The organism is Bradyrhizobium sp. USDA 3262 (assembly GCF_054060035.1).
This window is the reverse complement of sequence record NZ_JBSSCT010000001.1, coordinates 7,403,823-7,422,373: the sequence shown is the minus strand read 5'-3', so window position 1 is coordinate 7,422,373 and position 18,551 is coordinate 7,403,823. Positions and strand designations below refer to the sequence as shown.

The window sequence follows — 18,551 nt, the reverse complement described above, 5'->3', positions numbered from 1 at the left end:
GATCTATGGCTGAAATCATCAAGCTGGGTGCCGACCGTTCCATGGACTTCGACCGCGAGACGGTCGAGCAGGCCTATGACCGCTGGGCGCCGATCTACGACCTCGTGTTTGGCGGTGTGTTCAGCAAGGGCCGGCAGGCCGCGATCCAGGCCACCAACAAGATCGGCGGCCGGGTGCTCGAGGTCGGCGTCGGCACCGGCATCTCGCTGCCGCTCTACAGCCAGAACGTCCGCATCTTCGGCACCGACATCTCGGAAGCGATGCTGGAGAAGGCCAAGAAGCGGGTTGCGGAGCAGGGCCTGAAGAATGTCGAGGGCCTCGCGGTGATGGACGCCGAGAAGCTCGAATTCCCCGACAATTCGTTCGATGTGGTGATGGCGCAATATGTGCTGTCGGCGGTGCCGAACCCGGAAGCCGCGCTCGACGAGTTCGCCCGCGTGGTGCGTCCGGGCGGCGAACTGATCATCCTGACCCGCGTCAGCGCCGATGCCGGCGTCCGCCGCTTCATCGAGCAGAAGCTGCAGCCGGTGGTGCGCCCGCTCGGGTTCCGGACCGCCGAATTCGCCTGGTCGCGCTACACCAAATGGCTCGCGGGCGCGCGCGGCATGGAGCTTGCGGAGCGCCGCCTGATTCCGCCGCTCGGCCACTTCTCGCTGGTCCGATTCCGCAAGGCGGATGTCGCCAAAGCCGCCTGAGAGGCGGCGTAGTCGCCCTTGATCCTCATGGTGAGGAGGCGCACTGCGCCGTCTTGAACCATGAGGCCACGGTGTCGATCCTCGGCCTCATCCTTCGAGACGCTTGCTGCGCAAGCTCCTCAGGATGAGGGGAGAGGTTGAAGTTGCGTCAAGGCGTCGCTCCGCATTGTCATATGTCATTATGATGATGTCACACGCGATACATCGAATCCCTGTAAATCCTGTTCCGAACGATGTTGGGGGAACCAATGATCAAGAATTTCCTGCAAGAGCTGCGTACCCAGCGCTGGGATGACCATCGCTTCTACCATCACAGCCGGATCAACCAGAGCCTGCACTTCGTCAGCGCGCTGAGCTTCCTGTTCGCCTATGTGATGCTGTTCTTCGATCCGGTCGTGTCGGCGCTGGTCGGCTGGCTGGTCTCGATGACGTCGCGTCAGGCCGGTCACTTCTTCTTCGAGCCGAAGGGCTATGACCACGTCAACCAGGCGACCCACGAGCACAAGGAAGACATCAAGGTCGGCTACAATCTGCAGCGCAAGGTCGTGCTGATGGCGATCTGGGCGCTGTCGCCGATGGTGCTGTACTTCGATCCGACGCTGTTCGGCCTGTTCAAGCCCTGGGTCACGATGGGCGACTTCACCCGCCAGGTGGCCAAGATCTGGCTCGTGGTCGGCGTCGGCGGCCTCCTGTTCCGCACCATCCATTTGTTCTTCATCCGCGACGTCGAGACCGGCCTCGTCTGGATGACCAAGATCATCACCGACCCCTTCAACGACCTGAAGCTCTATCACAAGGCGCCGCTGTTCCTGATGAAGGGCGAACTGATCGATCCGGGTCTCGAGAAGCACGTCAAGCACGCCTGATCGTTGCTCCCAGCGTCTTCAAACTGCGTCATGCCCGGGCTTGTCCCGGGCATCTACGTTCCTAGGGTTACGGCGGATATTCACTTGTTGAGCGCTTTCGGCCGCGCGTGCACTTCACCTCGCCCCGCTTGCGGGGAGAGGTCGGATTGCATCGATAGATGCAATCCGGGTGAGGGGGGCTCACCGCGAGTCCGTCTGTCACCGATTTTGTGGATGCAGCCCCTCACCCCAACCCTCTCCCCGCAAGCGCGGGGCGAGGGAGTAGGAGGGCCGCGCGTTGCCTCAGCGCCTGAACTTCACGGTGACGACCTAAACGCCGTCATTCCGGGGCGATCGCGCCAGCGAGCGAACCCGGAATCTCGAGATTCCGGGTTCGATGCTGTGCATCGCCCCGGAATGACGGTGTGCTCAGCGGCCGAACCTCACGGCGACCATCTCCTTCAGGATCTGGCGCTTGATGTTCTTGTTGGTGAGGCCGGGCTTATGCCACCACCAGCCGTCGCGCTTCATCTTCTCGGCTGCCGCGACGAAGCGGTCGCTGACCTCGGCGAAGTCGGCGTCGGTGTAGTTGAGGGTGAAGATCAGGCGGCCGGTGCCGACCCAGCTCAGCGCCAGTCCCTCGGCCCGCAGATAGTATTGCAGCATCCAGTTGTAGCGGGACGGCTCGGTGTAATAGACGGTCCAGATCGACGAGATGTTGCCGACGCGAGCCGGAAGGCCCGCGGCTTTGAGCCGGTCGTTGAGCGTCTTGGCACGGCCGTTCCAGGTCTCATCCAGCCCGTTGTAGATCGAGCGGAAGTTCGGGCTGGCGAGCCGGCTCAGGAACTCGTCCATCGCCGTCATCACATAGGGATGCGAGTTGAAGGTGCCGCGGGCAAAGCAGATGTCGGCCGGGCGGTCGTCGCGGAAGCGCCGCATCAAATCCTTGCGGCCGCACACCACGCCGACCGGAAGCCCGCCGGCGAGGCTCTTGCCGTAGGTCGCCATGTCGGCCTTGACGCCGAAATATTCCTGGGCGCCGCCGGCGGCGAGGCGGAAGCCGACGAACACCTCGTCGAAGATCAGGACGATGCCGCGTTCGGTGCACACCTCGCGCAGCTTCTTCAGCCATTCGGTGTAGGCGGCGCGGTCGTATTTGGAGGAGCGCGAGGAGTCGACCAGCGCGGAATCGCCGGGCGCGTTGGAATTCGGATGCAGCGCCTGCAGCGGGTTGACCAGCACACAGGCGATGTCGTTGCGCGTCCGCAGCACGTGCAGCGTCTTCTCCGACATATCGGCGAGCGTGAAGGTCTCGTGCGGCGACACCGGGTTGCCGACGCCGGGCTGCACGTCGCCCCACCAGCCGTGATAGGCGCCGGCGAAGCGCACGAGGCGCTTCCGCCTGGTGTGGTAGCGCGCGAGCCGCACCGCCTGCATCACGGCCTCGGTGCCGGACATGTGGAACGAGACCTCATCGAGGCCGGACAGCTCGCAGAGCCGCTTGACGTTGTCGGCGATGACCGGGTGATAGGGGCCGAGCACGGGGCCGAGCGCGTGCGCGCGCTTCTCACCCTCGGCGATGCACTCCTTGTAGAAGTCGTTGCCGAAGATGTTGACGCCGTAGGAGCCGGTCAGGTCGTAGAACACATTGCCGTCGACGTCGGTGACAGTGACGCCGCTGGAGGCCTCGACGAACGCCGAGGTGCCGAGATGTTCGCGCACCAGGCGGCTGTACTGGAACGGCACGCGGTAGGTTTCGGTGAACTGCAGGTCGGAGATGCGCTCCGTCACCTCGGCGGTCAGCGTGCGGCCCTTGGGGTAGCGATCCCCGTAGAGGCCGGCGAGGCGGAAGAAGCCGTCCTGGCGCTGCATCGCGACGTCCTTCGGCGCGCCGTCGGAGCGGAAGAAGTCGTCGATGTCGAATTCGTAGTGCGGGACCATGCGCGCGACCATCTTGGACATCTTGGAATGTCCGGTCAGCGAGCGGTGCTTGGCGCGCGACAGCGCGATGCGGGCCTGAATTTTGGGGAAAGCTGCGGCGGCGCCGGCAAGCGCGGCGGCGGACAGCGAGAGAATCGGAAGGGATGTTTCCATGACAGAAGCGCTAGCCTCAGCACCTAACAGATTCATGACAGTCAAGGGCCTGATCTCGGCATTCACCCAGCAGGAAGACCTCAATTTCCTGCTAACCAACCGGATTCCGCGCGCCGCGCTGACCCGCTTCATGGGCTGGTTCTCCAAGGTCGAGAACCCCCTGGTGCGCGACGCCTCGATCGCCTGCTGGAAGCTGTTCTCCGACCTCGATCTGTCGGAGGCGAAAAAGACCGAGTTCAGGAGCCTGCATGATTGCTTCACCCGCGAGCTCAAGCCCGGCCTGCGTCCGGCCGCAGCCGATCCTGCTATCATCGCGAGCCCGTCGGATGCGATCATCGGCGCGCATGGGCGGATCGAGGACGGGCAATTGTTCCAGGTCAAGGGCGCGCCTTATTCGCTGCTCGATCTGGTCGGCGATCCGGCGCTGGTGGAGCAGCACCGGAACGGCCGCTTCGTCACGCTGCGGCTGACCTCGAGCATGTATCACCGTTTCCACGCGCCCTATGATCTTGCCATCGACAAGGTGACGTTCATTCATGGCGACGTCTGGAACGTCAATCCGATCGCGCTGAAGCGGATCGAGCGGCTGTTCTGCAAGAACGAGCGCGCGGTGCTGCGCGCCAAGCTTCCAACCGGCGAAGCACTGACGCTGGTTCCGGTCGCCGCGATCCTGGTGGCGAGCCTCCGCCTGCATTTCCTCGATATCACGCTGAACGCGCAGTCGCGGGGCCCGGTGGATTTTCCCTGTGACGCGCATGTGAAGAAGGGCGATGAGCTCGGCTGGTTCGAGCACGGCTCGACGATTATCGTGCTGGCGCCCGGCAATTTCGAATTCTCTGAAAATGTCGCGGAGGGAACGCGGATCAAATGCGGCGAGCCGCTGCTGCGCAAGCCATTGTAGCCTTGTTTCCATCGCGCTCATCGTTTGAGCATGAAAACCGGCTTCCACTTTTCGAGATCATGCTTAGAATAGTCGGGATCGTCGTGCGACGATCCTAAATCGCAAACCTGATGGACACGAGATGGCGCGGACGCCTGTTCTGGCGGCGGGAGGCATTGTGCTGCGGCGGGAGACACCGCCGCGCTTTGCCGTCGTGCGCCTGCGCAAGCGCAATGAGTGGGTGTTGCCGAAAGGCAAGCTCGACGACGGCGAGACGCCGCGCGCCGCCGCCGAGCGCGAGGTGCTTGAGGAAACCGGTCACGACGTCGACGTGCACGAATTCCTCGGCACGCTGGTCTATGATTCAGGCGGCCGTTCCAAGGTGGTGCACTACTGGCGCATGGATGCCGGCGGCAAGCCGATGCGGGCGCTGATGAGCGACATCCGCGAGGTGGATTGGCTGCCGCTCGATGCGGCGCTCGAGCGTCTGTCGCGCGGCTATGAGCGCGCGTTCCTGGAAAATGTCGGACCGATCGCTTTGCAGGCCGCGGCGCTCGCCGAGCGCGAGCGGCGCGCGCGGACAAGGGCCGTGGCCGCAGAGCGCCGGCGGAGTCGCGAAACCGCAGTGCCACAGGCCATCGACGAGCAGGAGGTCGCCGGTGCGCCTGATGTTGCCGATGCGGCTGCCCCGGCGGAGACGCCGGCCATCGATCAGCCGCCGCTGGCGCAAAGCGAACCCGATCCGCCGGCCATGGCGCCGCAAGACGTTCCGGTGGCCGCACCCGATGCAGCTGCCGAGACCGAGCGGGGCGCCGAGACGGTGATCCCTGACCAAGCGCCGCCATTGGTGCACAAGGTCGTGCCGGCCGGCGCGGCACCTCAGCCCGCGCCGCGCAAGAATCTGATCGAACGCGTGCGCGACTGGCTGCGTCGCGCGGCGTGATCATCCGCACATCTGACGTCGTGCCGTTGGCTGCCAGGCCTCAATGTCGCGCTGCAAGGCAAGACACTCGGCAAGACGCTTGGGCGAGCCCAGGTCACGCGCCAGAAGCTGTGCCGCATGAACTTCGGCCATGGCGCCGCGAACGTCTCCATGCTCCAGCTGGAGGCTGGAGATCTGAAGCCTCAGCCGCACGATCTGAACCCGCCCTTCGATGCTGGACCACAGCTGGCGAGCAAGATGGAGATGCCGCATGGCTGTTTCATGATCCTGCCGGGAAAGCGCGAGGATCGCCTGCGCTTCGTTGGTGAGCGCGCGGATCGAGGGCATCGGCCAGCGATCCGGACTTCCCGAAAGTTCGCAGATCAATGCCTTCGCTCGAGCGGTCCGATGCGTGTGTGCGGCAACCAGCGCCAGATGCGCGAGCAGGATTCCGCGCCGCTGCAGCGTCCACCAGGTCTTGCCGATCAGGCTCCGCTCGAGGCTTGCATAGGCGGCCTCCGCTTCGCCTCTTGCGAGCAGCAGCATGGCGCGGCCCGGTTCCGGGCACCAGCCCAGCGTGTAAGCCCTGTCATAGGCTTCGAGCGCTGCGTCGTCATTGCCGATCGCCGCCTGAATATCGCCCAGCACCCGGTTGGCATCGCCCAGCGACCAGGGCGCATCGCTGGTCAGGCGCGCGAGCGCGTCCCGAATGCGCGCCAGCGCTTCGTCGAGCGAGCCTCGGATGCCGAGCACCTCGGAGCGGTGCAACTGGCATGAGCCCGTCAGCTCCATGCCGCTGCCCGAGCAGAAATTCTGGTAGCTCCGCGTCCACTGGTCGGCGCGTGCCCAATCTCCGAACATCCGGGCCGCCCAGAGGATGTTGCAGTAGAGGTTGCCGCCCATGATCGGGTCCAGATTGTTGCTGGACAGCGCAACTGCGGCGGCATGGTCCTGATCGGCCAGTCCTCCGTGTGTGTCGCCGAGGCACAGCCGATAGAAGCCGCGATAGGCCAGGCTCAGCGCTTCGATATTGATCGCATCCTTGTATCTGACGGCGGTGTAGGCAGCGTCGGCCAATGCGAGTGCCTGTTCCGGCTCGCCATCGAAAGCAGCCAGTTTCGACTTCATCCATAACACCAGGGCCGTCGTCGGGGGATCGTCGAGCGTTGAAGCCCAATCCTCCGCCCGCGCGAGCCAGCCCTTTCCGATCGCGGCCTGGCCGCTTTCGAAATGCAAAGCCGAGAGTGCTATCGCGTCGACCGTGGCGCCTGCCGCGTCACCGGCCTGGCTGCGTGCGGCGACCGCGCGAACCAGAATCGGAATCGCTGCCGTGGCCCTGCCGAGGCACTGCAGGGCAAGCGCCCAATCGTGGAAATCTTCAGCGTTAAGCTGGCCGCTTTCATCCGCGCTCGCGAACAGGGTCGCTGCCTGCAACCACAATTGTCCGGCCGCCGCGCGTCGGGCGAGACCGATTGCACCGACGGTGCCTTCGACTTGCCTGGGGTCGATGCGTTCCGGCTGTCTAAGCTCGGACTCGAGGAAGAAGCGATAGCCTTTGCCCGGCAGATTTCGGATCGCGCCGTCCATGCCGCCGTTGCGGAGCGCGGCGCGCAACGCACTCACCGCCCGCTGCAGCGAGTTGTCGGTGACCGTCACATCCGGCCAGACGGCTTCGAGGAGTTCTTCCTTGGAGATGACCCGCTCGCGGTGTCGAACCAGATAGATCAGCAGATCGAACACACGCGGCTGCAATGGGACCTCTTGGCGCGCGCACAGCAACACGCGTCCAGCTTCATCAAGCTCGAACAGTCCAAATGAGAATGCCATGTGTATGAGTTGGGGCTCGGCGGAAAAGGTTCAGGCAAAGATCAGACAAAGATCAGGCAATGATCAGTCCGCGGTAAGGACAGTCGGCATCGACGGCGTCTATAGCTCATCATGGCTCGCCATGAGCGCCTGCCGTTCAATAATTGCAACCGAGGAGATTTCGATGGAACTCTATGTCATTCGCCGTCCGAGCGCCTGGGCGAACATGAGCGAGCTGGAACTCGCCGGCGCAACGTCCGCCAGGATCGGCGACGAGCAGATGCCGGACCGCGTGCGCTGGATCCGCAGCTATGTGGTGCATGAGGCGGATGGTCGCATCGGCACATTCTGCATATACGAGGCGCGTGACGGTGACTCGATCCGGGAGCATGCGCGCTGCGTCGGCATGCCGGGCGAGGAATTCTACAAGGTCGCGGCAACCGTGGTGGTGCGTGGTGATCCGGTCCAACCGCCCATTGCAGCCGAATGACGCCTGCGCGGCGTCGCATGGCGTATCCCGACCAAACCTGATCCGGAGCGCCATCACACTTCGATCAAGGAAACGATTATGTCGATTTCATACATGGAATCCATTTCAAGTCCGGTACGAAGGCATTTTTCCTTCCTGCTTTTGCGTATCCGCCGGATCGTCAATCAATCGGTCGCAGGCATGCTCGCACATCGCGAGCGGCAGGCCAGTCGCCTGATGCCGCGCGAGGCCGGCGGCCGTCAGCCGAAGGGCGCCGGCAGCCGCTGCTCGGGGCCGGTCGTGCGAAGCGTACTGCTCGGGCTGGTGATCGCGGGTTTGTCCTCGCCCGTGTTCACCAGAGCGGAGGAGCCTGTCGTTCGGGAGCATCGTGCAGCTCCGGCGCAGCAGGCTGCTTCGACTCAGCGTAGCAGCCACGGCTGCAGGCATCGCTCGGATTGGAGCATAGTTGCCGCATCGACCATCCCGGTTCTGCTCGACCGCCGCACGTAGCGCGCAGCACATTTGAAGTCATTGCACTGCTCGACGCCTTTTTGGCGCAACTCGCGGACTCTCGGCGAGGCCGGCGGCCTCGCCACGAGCCGCATCACATTTTCAAAGGAGATGCACATGAACGTTCAGACCGAAATGCCGACTGTCGATCTCGCCGCCGTCAAGGCGCGCCAGCAAGCCACCTGGAGTTCGGGCGACTACGCGATCGTCGGCACCACGCTCCAGATCGTCGGCGAGATGCTCTGCGAGGCGGTCGACCTGCGCAGCAATCAAATGGTGCTCGACGTCGCCGCCGGCAACGGCAATGCGACGCTGGCCGCGGCACGGCGCTTTGCCGACGTGGTCTCGACCGACTACGTCGCGGCGTTGCTCGAGCGCGGCCGCGAGCGGGCGGCCGCGGAGCGTCTGCCCGTCACGTTCCAGGAAGCAGACGCGGAGAAGCTGCCGTTTGCCGACGTCAGCTTCGACGTCGTGCTGTCGACCTTCGGTGTCATGTTCACCGCCGATCAACAGCAGGCCGCGAACGAATTGCGCCGCGTCTGCCGCATCGGCGGCAAGATCGGACTTGCGAGCTGGACGCCGGAAGGGTTCATCGGCCAGGTATTCAAGACCATCGGCAAATATGTGCCGCCGGCGCCGGGCGTCAAATCTCCCGCGCTGTGGGGCACCGAGGCGCATCTTGGCGCCTTGTTCGGCGCGCAGGCGACGCTCGATGCCAAGCGCAGGCACTTCAATTTCCGTTACAGGTCGCGCGAGCATTTCCTCGAGATCTTCCGCACCTATTACGGTCCGGTGCTGAAGGCATTCGGGGCGATCGATCCGGTCAAGCAGCAATTGCTCGCTGCCGACATGTTCGGCCTGATGGACCAGTTCAATATCGCCAGGGACGGCACGCTGGTGATCCCGGGCGAATATCTGGAGGCTGTGATCACCAGACGCGGCTGATCTGCCGCTCGCCATTGGTCGATCTGCGCGTGGCGCCGGCGTTCTCGCCGGCGCCATTCGCACGTTTGATCGACATTGATGCGATCGCTCGGTTACTGACGCTTGTCCCTGGGCGGAGGCTTCGCGCTGCGCGGCGGAGGCGGCGCGCGCCGTTGCTGGAAGCCTGGACGCGCCTGCACCGCGGGCCGTTGCATGCCCGGACGCACGCCCGGTACGGCCTGCTGGATGCCGGGTCGCGTCTGGCCGGGCGCTTGCGGCACAGGCTGCGCGGTGCCTTGGCGCGGCGCGCCCGATGGACCCGGTTGGGCCGCTGGTGGTCCTGGCTGGCGCACGCCGCCCGGGGCCTGCGTGCGGCCGGGCTGCAGGCCGCCTTGCCGTGCCGGCGATTGTTGTCCGCCGGGTTGCGTCGCGCCGCCTTGGCGCGCGGGCTCTTGCGTGGGGGCTTGGCGCGTTGGCTGTTGTCCGGCTGGCGTTTGGACGCCGGGCGCGTGCGGCAGCGTCGCGCCGCCGGGTTGGCCGGGCAGCGCATGCTGTGCGCCGCGTTGCTGCTGCGTGCCGGGCTGCTGCGAGCCTTGCCGGCCAGGCGTGCCCGGTTGCTGGCCGGGACGGTTCGGCTGACCGGGCTGCTGCATCTGGCCCGGACGGTTCTGCTGACCCGGCTGCTGCGGGGCGTTGCGGTTCTGGCCCGGCAGGCCGTTCTGCCGCTGCGGGTTCGGCTGCACCGGCTGGCCGCGGTTCGGATAGGGCGCGGCCGGATTGGCCCTGCGGAAATCGGGATTGGCGCGGCGGAAGTCGCGCTGCTCGGTCACGACCTGACGGCCGAGCGTCTGCGCGCTATGGACCTGGCGCACAAAGCCCTGGTCGCGTGTGATCTGTTGCGGCGAGATCGTCAGCGGCACCGCGGCGAAGCGGGCGCCGCCGGTGCCCGGACGAATCGCAAAGCCGCTCGCGCCGCGCGTCAGCACGCCGAGCGAAGCGCCGCTGTGGTCGTTGACCTCGATGCGGCCGACATGTCCGTCGGCGTCGGGATAGAGCTTGATGCCGACATTCCTGCTGGTCGCGGTGGCGCCTTCGGGCACCTCGACGAGGCCGGTGGTGCCGCGGATGCCGAGCGTCGCGGTCGGGGTCGAGATCTTCATGTCGCCGGTCTTGGCGACCGCGGCGGCGACGAAGGCCGCCGTTCCCTTGGTAACGTTGAACAGCGCACTGTTCTGCTGGCCGCCGTCCTCATAGACATAATTGTCGATCGTGATCCTGGCATTGGCGCGCAGGTTGAAGGTGGTGCCGTCGTTGAAGGTGATGCCGAGCGAGGAGGTCGCTGATGTCGCGACCTCGTCATTGGCAAAGATGTCGTCGCGGATCTGCAGCGGCGTCGCCGTGTTGTTGCGCGTGACGGTCGCGGCTCCTGTCAGTGTTGCCACGTTGCCGATTGGCTCCGGCGCCGCGGGCTGCGCATTCGCGGCCGGCGCCGGCGTTGCAGGCGCGGGTGTTGCAGGAGCAGGCGTAGCTGGCGTCGGACTCGGCGCCGGGGCGGGCGCCTGTGCAGGCTGCGCCTGTGCGAGCTGCGGCAGGTCCGGCGCGGCATTGGCCGTTGGTTGCCAACCGATCGTGACGCCGGCGCCAAGCAGAAGCGCAAAGAGAAAGCTGCGGCGCATCACCATCGATTCCCGGGGAGGCAGTGGGCACGGCAATTGAGCCGCGTCAGGCTGAATGCCGGATGAACGGTCCCGCCTTGTTGTCATGACGAACCGAAACGATCAAGCACCGCGCTCCGTTGCCGGAAGCGCGGTGCCTGGTCGCTGTTGGGGTTTTGTTTAGCCGCGCTTGTGAGGAGTGATATTGAGCGGTTTCGCCGGCTTGGTCGCGGGCGCGTAGCTCGCGGGTTGCGCAGCCGCCGGCGGCACGTAGTGGAACACCGCCTTGCAGCCGTCGCTGAGCAGCGCGCGCTGGCGGATCATGCAGGCGGTGACGCGATCGACATCGGGAATTTCCGAGCTGCACAGCCGCATGGCGTCGCTGGTGCACATCTGCTGCTGCTCGTCGGTGTAGGCATAGGACGCCGAGCTCAGCAGACCGAGCGTGAACGCGGTCGCCGCCAGCAGTTTGCCGTGACGAAGTGCGGAAGCGGTGAAAGCCATCATGTCCCCCTTGTGATCGCGCCGAAGCAGCGCGTTGTCGAGGCCATCACTAGGCAGGCTTGGTTTCGGCAATTCTTCGTCGCCAGGGCAAAATGGTTTCGTCGCGCGGGCCGTTTGTTTCGTCAACCGCATCCCGATCGGGGGTTACGGCGCCGCGGGCGCCGGTGCCCCTTCGAGCGCGAGCACGGCCTCGCGCTGGGCCTCCGGCATGGCGCGGATGCGGCGCCTTGCGGTGAGGCGGAGCGCGGCAAAGCCGCCGAGGAACACCACGATCTTGCTCACGATGCCGAAGATCGGCATCACGACGGCCCATGTCGTGATCTCGCAGGTCAGCGCGACGATGGCGTTCACCGCGGCGGAGGCGAACATCAGGGCGGCCCAGGCATAGCCGACCTTGACGGCGACATCGGGCACGACCTTCTGTGCGATCTCGGGCAGGTAGCGGTTGAGCCAGCCGGGCTTCAGCATCACGACGCCGACGATCGCGTAGATCACGCTCGGCTTGAACAGCACGAAGCGCGGGTCATGGGTCAGCAGCGTGGCGGTGCCGGCGGCGACGACCAGGAACAGGCTGAGCCACTCCATGGTGTCGATCCGCTTGCGGCGCACCATCTGGACGCCGATCTGCACGACGCCGAATGCGATGCCGAGGCCGACCGCAAGCGCGGTGTTGTGCGTCAGCAGGAACAGAACCAGAAAGACAAGGGTCGAGGCGAGATCGAGGGCCAATAGTCTTGCCGCGGTAAGGAAGTGCTTCATCCTTGGTTAAGCTCCGCTTTTGTTCGCTGCCGCATGACGATCAAGAGAAAATGCCGGGATGTATTGCAGGTGCGATCCGTTTGATCAGCGGCAGGATCAGGACTGGCTGTGCGTTGAACAGGAAGTGGGTGAGCCACGCCGGAGTGAGGGAGCTGTATCGCAGGCGGATCGCGAAAAGGATCGCGCCGAACCCGACCATGACGGTGCCCCAGACGAGACCGAGCGGGAGGATGTGATTGGCTCCGAACAGCAGGCTGCCTGTCAGCCAGATCGTCGGATCGCCGAAGCCTGCGCGACGAAGCCAAGCGACCAGCAGCCCGCGATAGAGGATCTCCTCGCATAGTGGAGCAGTCATCACAAACAGCAGGATGTAAATTGCGGTTGCATGCGCACCATGGAAGTCGATCCGCGCTTTCCCCGGACCATTGCCACCGGCGATATCCGACAACCAGTGTGTCGCAATGGGCGCGCCGTACATCGCGATCACGAACCCCGCCAGGCTCGCGGCCAGGGCAGGCCAAGTCAGTCCGCGAAAGATGAATACGTTGCGGCGCAATCCCCGGCGCGACGACCAGAGCCACGCCGCTGTCACGCTAATCCAACTGCCGGCGACATAGAAGGCCATGCCAAGGAGCTGAAACTCGGCGCGTGTCGGCATATCAACGGGCAGGCCACGGACGATCTGCCAGCCTGCGAGCGCGAATCCGGCTGCTGTGGTCAGGATGATCGCCAATCCGACGGGCGCCAGGACCATTGCGAGAACAACAATTCCCTCGCGCCAACCGGGCGTGGCCGCACCGACTTGGAAGGCGGTGGATTCGATCGGCGCGGGTGGGCGGTCGGACATGATCTCGTTCATCTGCGATGCCCGGAAAAGCCAAGCGTCGTGGCCCAGCTAGCGCGATTCAGCTGCCGCTAGCCTATCGATTTTCAAAATCGAGGAGCGAAAAGTCAGTTCGAACGGAAGATTTCCGCGTTGCCATCCACGTTTTGCCCGCCCGCCGCCCGTCGGCGAAACTCGCTCGGCGTCAGCCCGGTGTCCGCCTTGAAGGCGCGGTTGAACGGCGCCAGCGACTGGAATCCGGCGTCGAGCGCGATTGTCAGCACCGGCACCTCGGCTTGGCCGGCATTGGCGAGCGCCGCCTTGGCCTCGTCGAGCCGATAGCGGTTGAGGAAGGCATTGAAGTTGCGGTGGCCGAGTCCGTCATTGATCAATGTACGCAGCCGGTATTCCGGCATGCCGAGCCGCGCCGCCAACAGGCCGATGGTCAGCCCTTCCTGCCGATAGGCGCGTTCGGTCGTCATCAGATGGTTGAGGCGATTGAGCGACGCGCGGTCCTGAGGCGATGGGCCGTTGGGTTCTGACGATCCGGACGCCCGGCCGGCCGGGCCGCCGGAGCTCGCGTCGGCAATCGCCGGCTGGCTCTCGGGCGGATCGAACAGCATCGCCCAGATCGACATCAGCGCGAATGCACCAAGGCCGAGTGCGCCGCTCAGGCCGATGGACCGGGTCGGAATTGCGGCCAGCCCTGCCATGGCTGCAAGGGTCATCTGGAGGCCGATGCCGATCACCAGTGCGATCAGGATCCGGCCGCGCGCCGTGGTCACGGCGATACGCCATCCCTTCGCAATTTGCGCGATCCCGAGCCCGGCGAAGGCGATCGTCGCCAGCGCTAGCACGCGGCCGCAGGTCCGGGCGAGATCGGGCCAGATCGTCCAGCAATTGTGGCTCACAACGCCAAGGACGGCGAGCAGCGTCCATACGGCCGCATGCCAGGGCCGCAGGGTAAACCGCTCGTCGAACATCGCACGCGCCCATAGCCAGAAAATCACCGGCGAGCCCATCGCGAAGGCGACGAACGGAGAGCTCCAGCCGAATGTCGACGTGGGAAAGAACGGTGCGGTCGAAACCGCATAGGCTGCGCCGGCGACGCCCATCGCGGCACCAAGATACGCGGCGCGATGCACCGCTGCGTAACGCAGCAGCAGCACCGCGCAAACCACCAGGAACAGCGCGACCACCGCGCCGCGGAGGCCGAGTTCAAGAGCCGTCATCGCCATCGCAAGCCGCCCGCAGGTTCAATTCCACCTCGACACAGCTCTTATAGCGCGCCCGGCGATCCACATGAAGCGACCGCCGGTGGGTAAAAATCTTATGTCCGCTTGCCGTTGGCGCGGCCGGCGGACCTCAGAGCAATCCGGAAATGTCAGACCTAGCTGACCCGCTTCCAGGTCTGGCCGCCGCAGAACATGCCGAAGGCACAGCCCTGCACGCGCATCGCATTCGGGCCCTTCATCGCGATCGTCGAGTCATAGTTGCGGCCGGAATCGGGATCGTGGATGCGGCCGCTCCACTTGCTGCCGTCGGGCTTCATGTTGATCAGGATGCGCTCGTTGCTTTTGACCGAATAGCCGCAGAGATTGGCGCCGCAGATGGCCGACGCAAACAGCAAAGCGCCCGGCGGGGGCGGCCGCCGGGCGCCAAACACTCATGGCCTGTCGAATGGTCTAGAACACGCCGAGAATAATGGCGCCGACGAAGGCTAACGCGATGTACGCGGCCACAATGCTCAGCTTGCTCAGCAGAGGACTCGCGAAATCCATTGGGGAAGCTCCCTCGGTTCACAACGCTGCCCGCATTAACGCCGAGGCTAGCAACTGGTTCCCGGCCGAAAAAGTCAGCCGTGCTGTCGGGCCTTCAGTTCCGGGGCGATGCCGCATTGCGGTGTGGGGCAAACGGACGCCAAATCAAGTGGTTGAAGTGCGCGCAAATATATTCTGAAGCATCGCGAGTATCGACGTGTCACCGCTCCGGATGTTGTCCACCGCCCCGGGTTGGATGCTACTTTGCATGGGGTTGTTTCGATATTTCGGTTGGGGCGGATCATCGCGCACTATGTTTAGTCACTACCTTGAGCTGATGGAGCTTGCCGGCACGCGATGTCGAAGCGCCGACGCATCCTCAATCGCCAAGGGGAACGAAGGCCTTCATCCCACTCCGCAGCGGTAGCGCCGCTGAAGGACGCGCGCGACGCGACACGATCGCAGTCCCTCGGGTTCCGTCGCATGGTTAAGGACAGCTGAAAACAACGCATCGAAATGCGTTGAAGAGTCTTTAATCAAATTCGCAGAACCTCCGCGCCATGACGCGTGGAGTTCGTTTGTATCTCGTCGGCTCCCTTGTCCTTGTGTCGCTTGCTGGTTGCGGTCGCGGTCTGTTTCAGACTGCCGAGCGCGAACCGTGGCGGGCCGAGGCCGAGGCCGCATGCCTGAAGTCGGGCGCGGTCAAGGAGAGCGCCGACCTCGTCCGCATTGATCCGATCTCCGGTCCCGGCGTCTGCGGCGCCGAGTTCCCGCTCAAGGTCGCCGCGCTCGGTGAAGCCAGTTCAGCTTACGGATTTGCCGACGACAGCCTGCGGCCGCCGGCATCGGTTGGCAACCAGCCGCGCTGGCCGATCAACCGCCAGCCGTCTCCGCCGCCCGTGCAGGCGCCGTATTCCAATCAGGCCGTCGGCCAGCCGAGCTATGGCAATGAGCCGAGCTATGGCAACCGTCAGAATGGGCCGGTCTCGCTGTCGGCGCCCGGCGTTCCGCAGCAGCAGGACGAGATCGATTTGCCGCCGGATGGCTCGCCCGACGCCAGGGGCGAGCGACCTTATTATCCGGGCCTGCCTTCCAATCCGCAGCGCGACAGCGCGGCCGCGCCCTATTCACCGGCACCGTATTCCCAGCAGCCGCCCGGCGCGCCACCGCCGCCGCGGCTCGGTCCCTCGAGCGGCAATCCGGTGGTGACGGTCGGCCCGGTCGCGGTGAAGCCGGCGGCAACGCTGGCGTGTCCGATCGTCTCGGTGCTCGAGCACTGGCTCGCCGATTCCGTGCAGCCGGCGGCGCAGCGCTGGTTCGGCGCGCGTGTCGTCGAGATCAAGCAGATCTCGGCCTATTCCTGCCGCGGCATGAACGGCAATTCGCACGCGCATATTTCCGAGCACGCCTTCGGCAATGCGCTCGACATCGCAGCGTTCACCTTGGCTGACGGTCGCCGCATCACCGTGAAGGATGGCTGGAAGGGCTTGCCGGAAGAGCAGGGCTTTCTGCGCGACGTCCAGGCCGCCGCCTGCCAGCAATTCACCACGGTGCTGGCGCCGGGGTCCAACGTCTATCACTACGACCACATCCATGTGGATCTGATGCGCCGGGCCAGCCGGCGCCTGATCTGCCAACCCGCCGCCGTCTCCGGCGAGGAGGTCGCGGCGCGTGCCGGCGGACGTAACCCCTATGCAACGCGCGAGCCGTATGTCACAGGATCGCTCGGCGGCAGAAAGCCGGCCCCGCGGGGTAAGGCGGGGGTCAACGAAGAAGACGAATTCGCCGACGAATAGGGGCGCGTCTGATACCCGTATTTTTACTGGGTGACACCGTGCAAACGGTAGCCACTTTTGTTGCATATGCTCGCTGAGTCGGGCGCACCCGGCTGATTGTTTGGGGGATAACTTTGCAAGACGCGCCGATCATTCTCGTCATCGAAGACGATCGTGATCTTCAGATGATGGTGGAGGACGCCCTGAGGGACGGCGGCTATGAGCCGGCGATCGCAGGTTCGGGCGAGGAAGCCCTGACGCTGCTGAAGGCGTTCCGCACCAAATACTCAGCACTGGTCACCGACATTCGCCTGCTCGGCCGGCTCGACGGCTGGCGTGTGGCGCGCGGCGCCCGCGAGATCGACCCGTCATTCCCGGTGCTCTACATCACCGGCGGCGGCGGCGACGAGTGGCCGACCAGGGGCGTGCCGGACAGTGTGCTGCTGAACAAGCCGTTCTCGCCCGATGAACTGGTTGCGGCCGTGGCGAAGCTGCTCGAGAATGCCGCGTAGGCCTCAGCGATTGATCGCCCCCGCGAAATCGGCGATGCGGAGGTTGTACGGGGCAAACGTGTCTTCCGGGCCGGCATGAATGACTTCGCACAGTCGATCACGGCGGCAGCTTCCCTGATAGCCGGTCGCGATCCGGTCCTGCTTGGGATCGTCGCATTGTCGTTGCGTGTCAGCCTGCTGGCGAGCCTGCTCGCGCTGCTGATCGGCGCGCCGATCGGCGGCTGGCTTGCGATATCGAGATTTCGCGGACGGCAGGTGGTGATCGTGCTCGCCAATGCCTGTCTCGGCCTGCCGCCGGTCGTGGTCGGCCTCGGGCTTTACCTTCTGCTGTCGCGATCCGGACCGCTGGGTTTCGCCGGGCTGTTGTTCACGCCGACGGCGATGGTGGTGGCCCAGGTCATCCTGGCGACGCCGATCGTGGTTGCGCTGGTGCATCGTCCGGTCGCGCTGCTGTGGGCGGAATATGCCGACCTGATCCGCACCGACGGCCTGTCCCGCTTGCGCAGCCTTGCGTTGGTGTTCTCGCTCGGCCGCGCCTCGCTGCTCACCGCATTCCTCGCCGCGTTCGGCCGCGCCATCGCGGAGGTCGGCGCCATCATCATCGTGGGCGGCAATATCAGCGGCTATACGCGAACGATGACGACCGCGATCGCGCTCGAGACCAGCAAGGGCGAGCTGGCGCTCGGTCTCGGGCTCGGCGTCATCCTGCTTGCGCTGAGCGTCAGCGTCAGCACGATCGCGTTTCTGCTAGTGCGCGGCGTTGGGGAAAAATAGCTGTTCGCCGCCGACCTTGTAGCCGGCGATGGCCGACTGCCCGGCCTGCGAGACCAGCCAGTCGATGAAGGCCTGGCCGTCCGCGGCCTTCACCGTCGGATGCTTCGCCGGATTGACCAGCATCACGCCGTACTGGTTGAACAGCCGCCGGTCGCCTTCGGTCAGCACGGCGAGCTCGCCGCGGTTCTTGAACGACAGCCAGGTGCCGCGGTCTGACAGCACATAGGCATTCGACGCCGACGCCATGTTGAGCGCCGGACCCATGCCCTGGCCGATCTCGCGATACCACGGGCCCTTCGCCGAGCCGAGATCGACGCCGGCCGCTTTCCAGAGTCGCAGCTCGGCCTCGTGCGTGCCGGAGTGGTCGCCACGCGAGATAAAGGCCGATTTGGTCGCGGCGATCTTGCGCAGGGCGTCCGCGACATCCTTGTCGCCGGCGATATGCGCCGGATCGGACTTCGGGCCGACGATGACGAAATCATTGTACATGACGTCATATCGCCTGGTCGCAAAGCCCTCGGCCAGGAACTTCTCCTCGGCCACGCGATCATGAACGAACACGACATCGGCATCGCCGCGCCGTCCGATGTCGAGCGCCTGTCCGGTGCCGACCGCGACCACCTTCACGGCGATGCCCGAGGCTTCCGAGAAGCGCGGCAGCAGATAGCCGAACAGGCCGGACTGCTCGGTCGATGTCGTCGAGGCCACGATGATGGACCGGGGCTGCGCGAGCGTCGGGCCGGCGAACAACAGCGCGGCGGCGATGAGGAGGTTTCGAACGAACGATGTCATGTGAATACTGCGTACCGGAGAAATGATGTCGGTCACCTTGCCGCATTTCGTC

General features: G+C 65.0%; 18 protein-coding genes and 1 pseudogene. 10 read left to right on the top strand and 9 right to left on the bottom strand.

The features are described from left to right. Window positions 1–5 precede the first annotated feature (5 nt). Both ACVWYP_RS35140 and ACVWYP_RS35135 read left to right on the top strand, forming a co-directional pair. Entirely contained in the window at window positions 6–695 is a 690-nt protein-coding gene (locus ACVWYP_RS35140; protein ID WP_038383049.1) for a class I SAM-dependent methyltransferase, read from the top strand. Window positions 696–943: 248 nt separating this feature from the next. Further along, window positions 944–1,561, top strand: coding sequence for a hypothetical protein (locus tag ACVWYP_RS35135; protein ID WP_016841638.1), 618 nt, complete (start codon window positions 944–946; stop codon window positions 1,559–1,561). Between the two features lie 408 nt (window positions 1,562–1,969). Here the strand turns inward: ACVWYP_RS35135 and ACVWYP_RS35130 are convergent, their stop codons facing one another. Further along, the gene (locus tag ACVWYP_RS35130) at window positions 1,970–3,634 is read right to left on the bottom strand and encodes an aminotransferase class III-fold pyridoxal phosphate-dependent enzyme (RefSeq protein ID WP_304496472.1); all 1,665 of its coding nucleotides are present in this window, start codon (window positions 3,632–3,634) and stop codon (window positions 1,970–1,972) included. Between the two features lie 34 nt (window positions 3,635–3,668). Here ACVWYP_RS35130 and asd point away from each other — a divergent pair, with 34 nt between their 5' ends. Both asd and ACVWYP_RS35120 read left to right on the top strand, forming a co-directional pair. Then, entirely contained in the window at window positions 3,669–4,535 is an 867-nt protein-coding gene (gene asd, locus ACVWYP_RS35125; protein ID WP_304496471.1) for an archaetidylserine decarboxylase, read from the top strand. A gap of 121 nt (window positions 4,536–4,656) precedes the next feature. Continuing rightward, window positions 4,657–5,457: an NUDIX hydrolase gene (locus ACVWYP_RS35120; protein ID WP_304496470.1), complete on the top strand. Its 801-nt coding sequence runs from the start codon at window positions 4,657–4,659 to the stop codon at window positions 5,455–5,457. Here ACVWYP_RS35120 and ACVWYP_RS35115 read toward each other — a convergent pair whose 3' ends face one another. Continuing rightward, the gene (locus tag ACVWYP_RS35115; protein ID WP_304496469.1) at window positions 5,458–7,263 is read right to left on the bottom strand and encodes a winged helix-turn-helix domain-containing protein; all 1,806 of its coding nucleotides are present in this window, start codon (window positions 7,261–7,263) and stop codon (window positions 5,458–5,460) included. Between the two features lie 163 nt (window positions 7,264–7,426). On the opposite strand from ACVWYP_RS35115, the gene ACVWYP_RS35110 reads away from it, so the two are divergent. The 3 genes from ACVWYP_RS35110 (at window position 7,427) to ACVWYP_RS35100 (ending at window position 9,166) form a co-directional block, all read left to right on the top strand. Continuing rightward, window positions 7,427–7,732 (top strand): nickel-binding protein, encoded by a 306-nt coding sequence (locus ACVWYP_RS35110; protein ID WP_028332582.1) that lies wholly within the window; start codon window positions 7,427–7,429, stop codon window positions 7,730–7,732. A gap of 78 nt (window positions 7,733–7,810) precedes the next feature. Then, window positions 7,811–8,221, top strand: a complete 411-nt coding sequence (locus ACVWYP_RS35105) for a hypothetical protein (RefSeq protein ID WP_304496468.1) — start codon at window positions 7,811–7,813, stop codon at window positions 8,219–8,221. A 117-nt stretch (window positions 8,222–8,338) separates the two neighbouring features. Continuing rightward, complete coding sequence (locus tag ACVWYP_RS35100; protein WP_304496467.1) at window positions 8,339–9,166, top strand: class I SAM-dependent methyltransferase; 828 nt, start codon at window positions 8,339–8,341, stop codon at window positions 9,164–9,166. Between the two features lie 92 nt (window positions 9,167–9,258). Here the strand turns inward: ACVWYP_RS35100 and ACVWYP_RS35095 are convergent, their stop codons facing one another. The 6 genes and pseudogenes from ACVWYP_RS35095 to ACVWYP_RS35070 all read right to left on the bottom strand — a co-directional run. Next, window positions 9,259–10,821, bottom strand: a complete 1,563-nt coding sequence (locus ACVWYP_RS35095) for a FecR domain-containing protein (protein WP_439711112.1) — start codon at window positions 10,819–10,821, stop codon at window positions 9,259–9,261. Window positions 10,822–10,980: 159 nt separating this feature from the next. After that, entirely contained in the window at window positions 10,981–11,307 is a 327-nt protein-coding gene (locus ACVWYP_RS35090; protein WP_304496465.1) for a hypothetical protein, read from the bottom strand. A 141-nt stretch (window positions 11,308–11,448) separates the two neighbouring features. Then, window positions 11,449–12,063 carry an inner membrane-spanning protein YciB gene (locus ACVWYP_RS35085; RefSeq protein WP_304496464.1) on the bottom strand — a complete coding sequence of 205 codons (615 nt, stop codon included), beginning with the start codon at window positions 12,061–12,063 and terminating at the stop codon, window positions 11,449–11,451. 40 nt (window positions 12,064–12,103) lie between these two features. After that, window positions 12,104–12,922, bottom strand: coding sequence for a CPBP family intramembrane glutamic endopeptidase (locus ACVWYP_RS35080; protein ID WP_304496463.1), 819 nt, complete (start codon window positions 12,920–12,922; stop codon window positions 12,104–12,106). A gap of 92 nt (window positions 12,923–13,014) precedes the next feature. After that, entirely contained in the window at window positions 13,015–14,124 is a 1,110-nt protein-coding gene (locus ACVWYP_RS35075; RefSeq protein ID WP_304496462.1) for a helix-turn-helix domain-containing protein, read from the bottom strand. Between the two features lie 152 nt (window positions 14,125–14,276). Beyond that, a pseudogene (locus ACVWYP_RS35070) lies at window positions 14,277–14,495 on the bottom strand (DUF2147 domain-containing protein); the annotation flags it as partial. A gap of 711 nt (window positions 14,496–15,206) precedes the next feature. Between ACVWYP_RS35070 and ACVWYP_RS35065 the strand changes: the two are divergent. From ACVWYP_RS35065 to ACVWYP_RS35055, 3 genes are all read left to right on the top strand, one after another. Continuing rightward, complete coding sequence (locus ACVWYP_RS35065) at window positions 15,207–16,442, top strand: extensin-like domain-containing protein (protein ID WP_304496461.1); 1,236 nt, start codon at window positions 15,207–15,209, stop codon at window positions 16,440–16,442. Between the two features lie 113 nt (window positions 16,443–16,555). Then, window positions 16,556–16,933, top strand: coding sequence for a response regulator (locus ACVWYP_RS35060; RefSeq protein ID WP_016845813.1), 378 nt, complete (start codon window positions 16,556–16,558; stop codon window positions 16,931–16,933). A 75-nt stretch (window positions 16,934–17,008) separates the two neighbouring features. After that, window positions 17,009–17,707 carry an ABC transporter permease gene (locus tag ACVWYP_RS35055; RefSeq protein WP_016845814.1) on the top strand — a complete coding sequence of 233 codons (699 nt, stop codon included), beginning with the start codon at window positions 17,009–17,011 and terminating at the stop codon, window positions 17,705–17,707. Here ACVWYP_RS35055 and ACVWYP_RS35050 read toward each other — a convergent pair. Further along, the gene (locus ACVWYP_RS35050) at window positions 17,681–18,499 is read right to left on the bottom strand and encodes a substrate-binding domain-containing protein (RefSeq protein ID WP_304496460.1); all 819 of its coding nucleotides are present in this window, start codon (window positions 18,497–18,499) and stop codon (window positions 17,681–17,683) included. The two genes, ACVWYP_RS35055 and ACVWYP_RS35050, sit on opposite strands and share 27 nt — an antisense overlap. Between the last annotated feature and the right edge of the window lie 52 nt (window positions 18,500–18,551).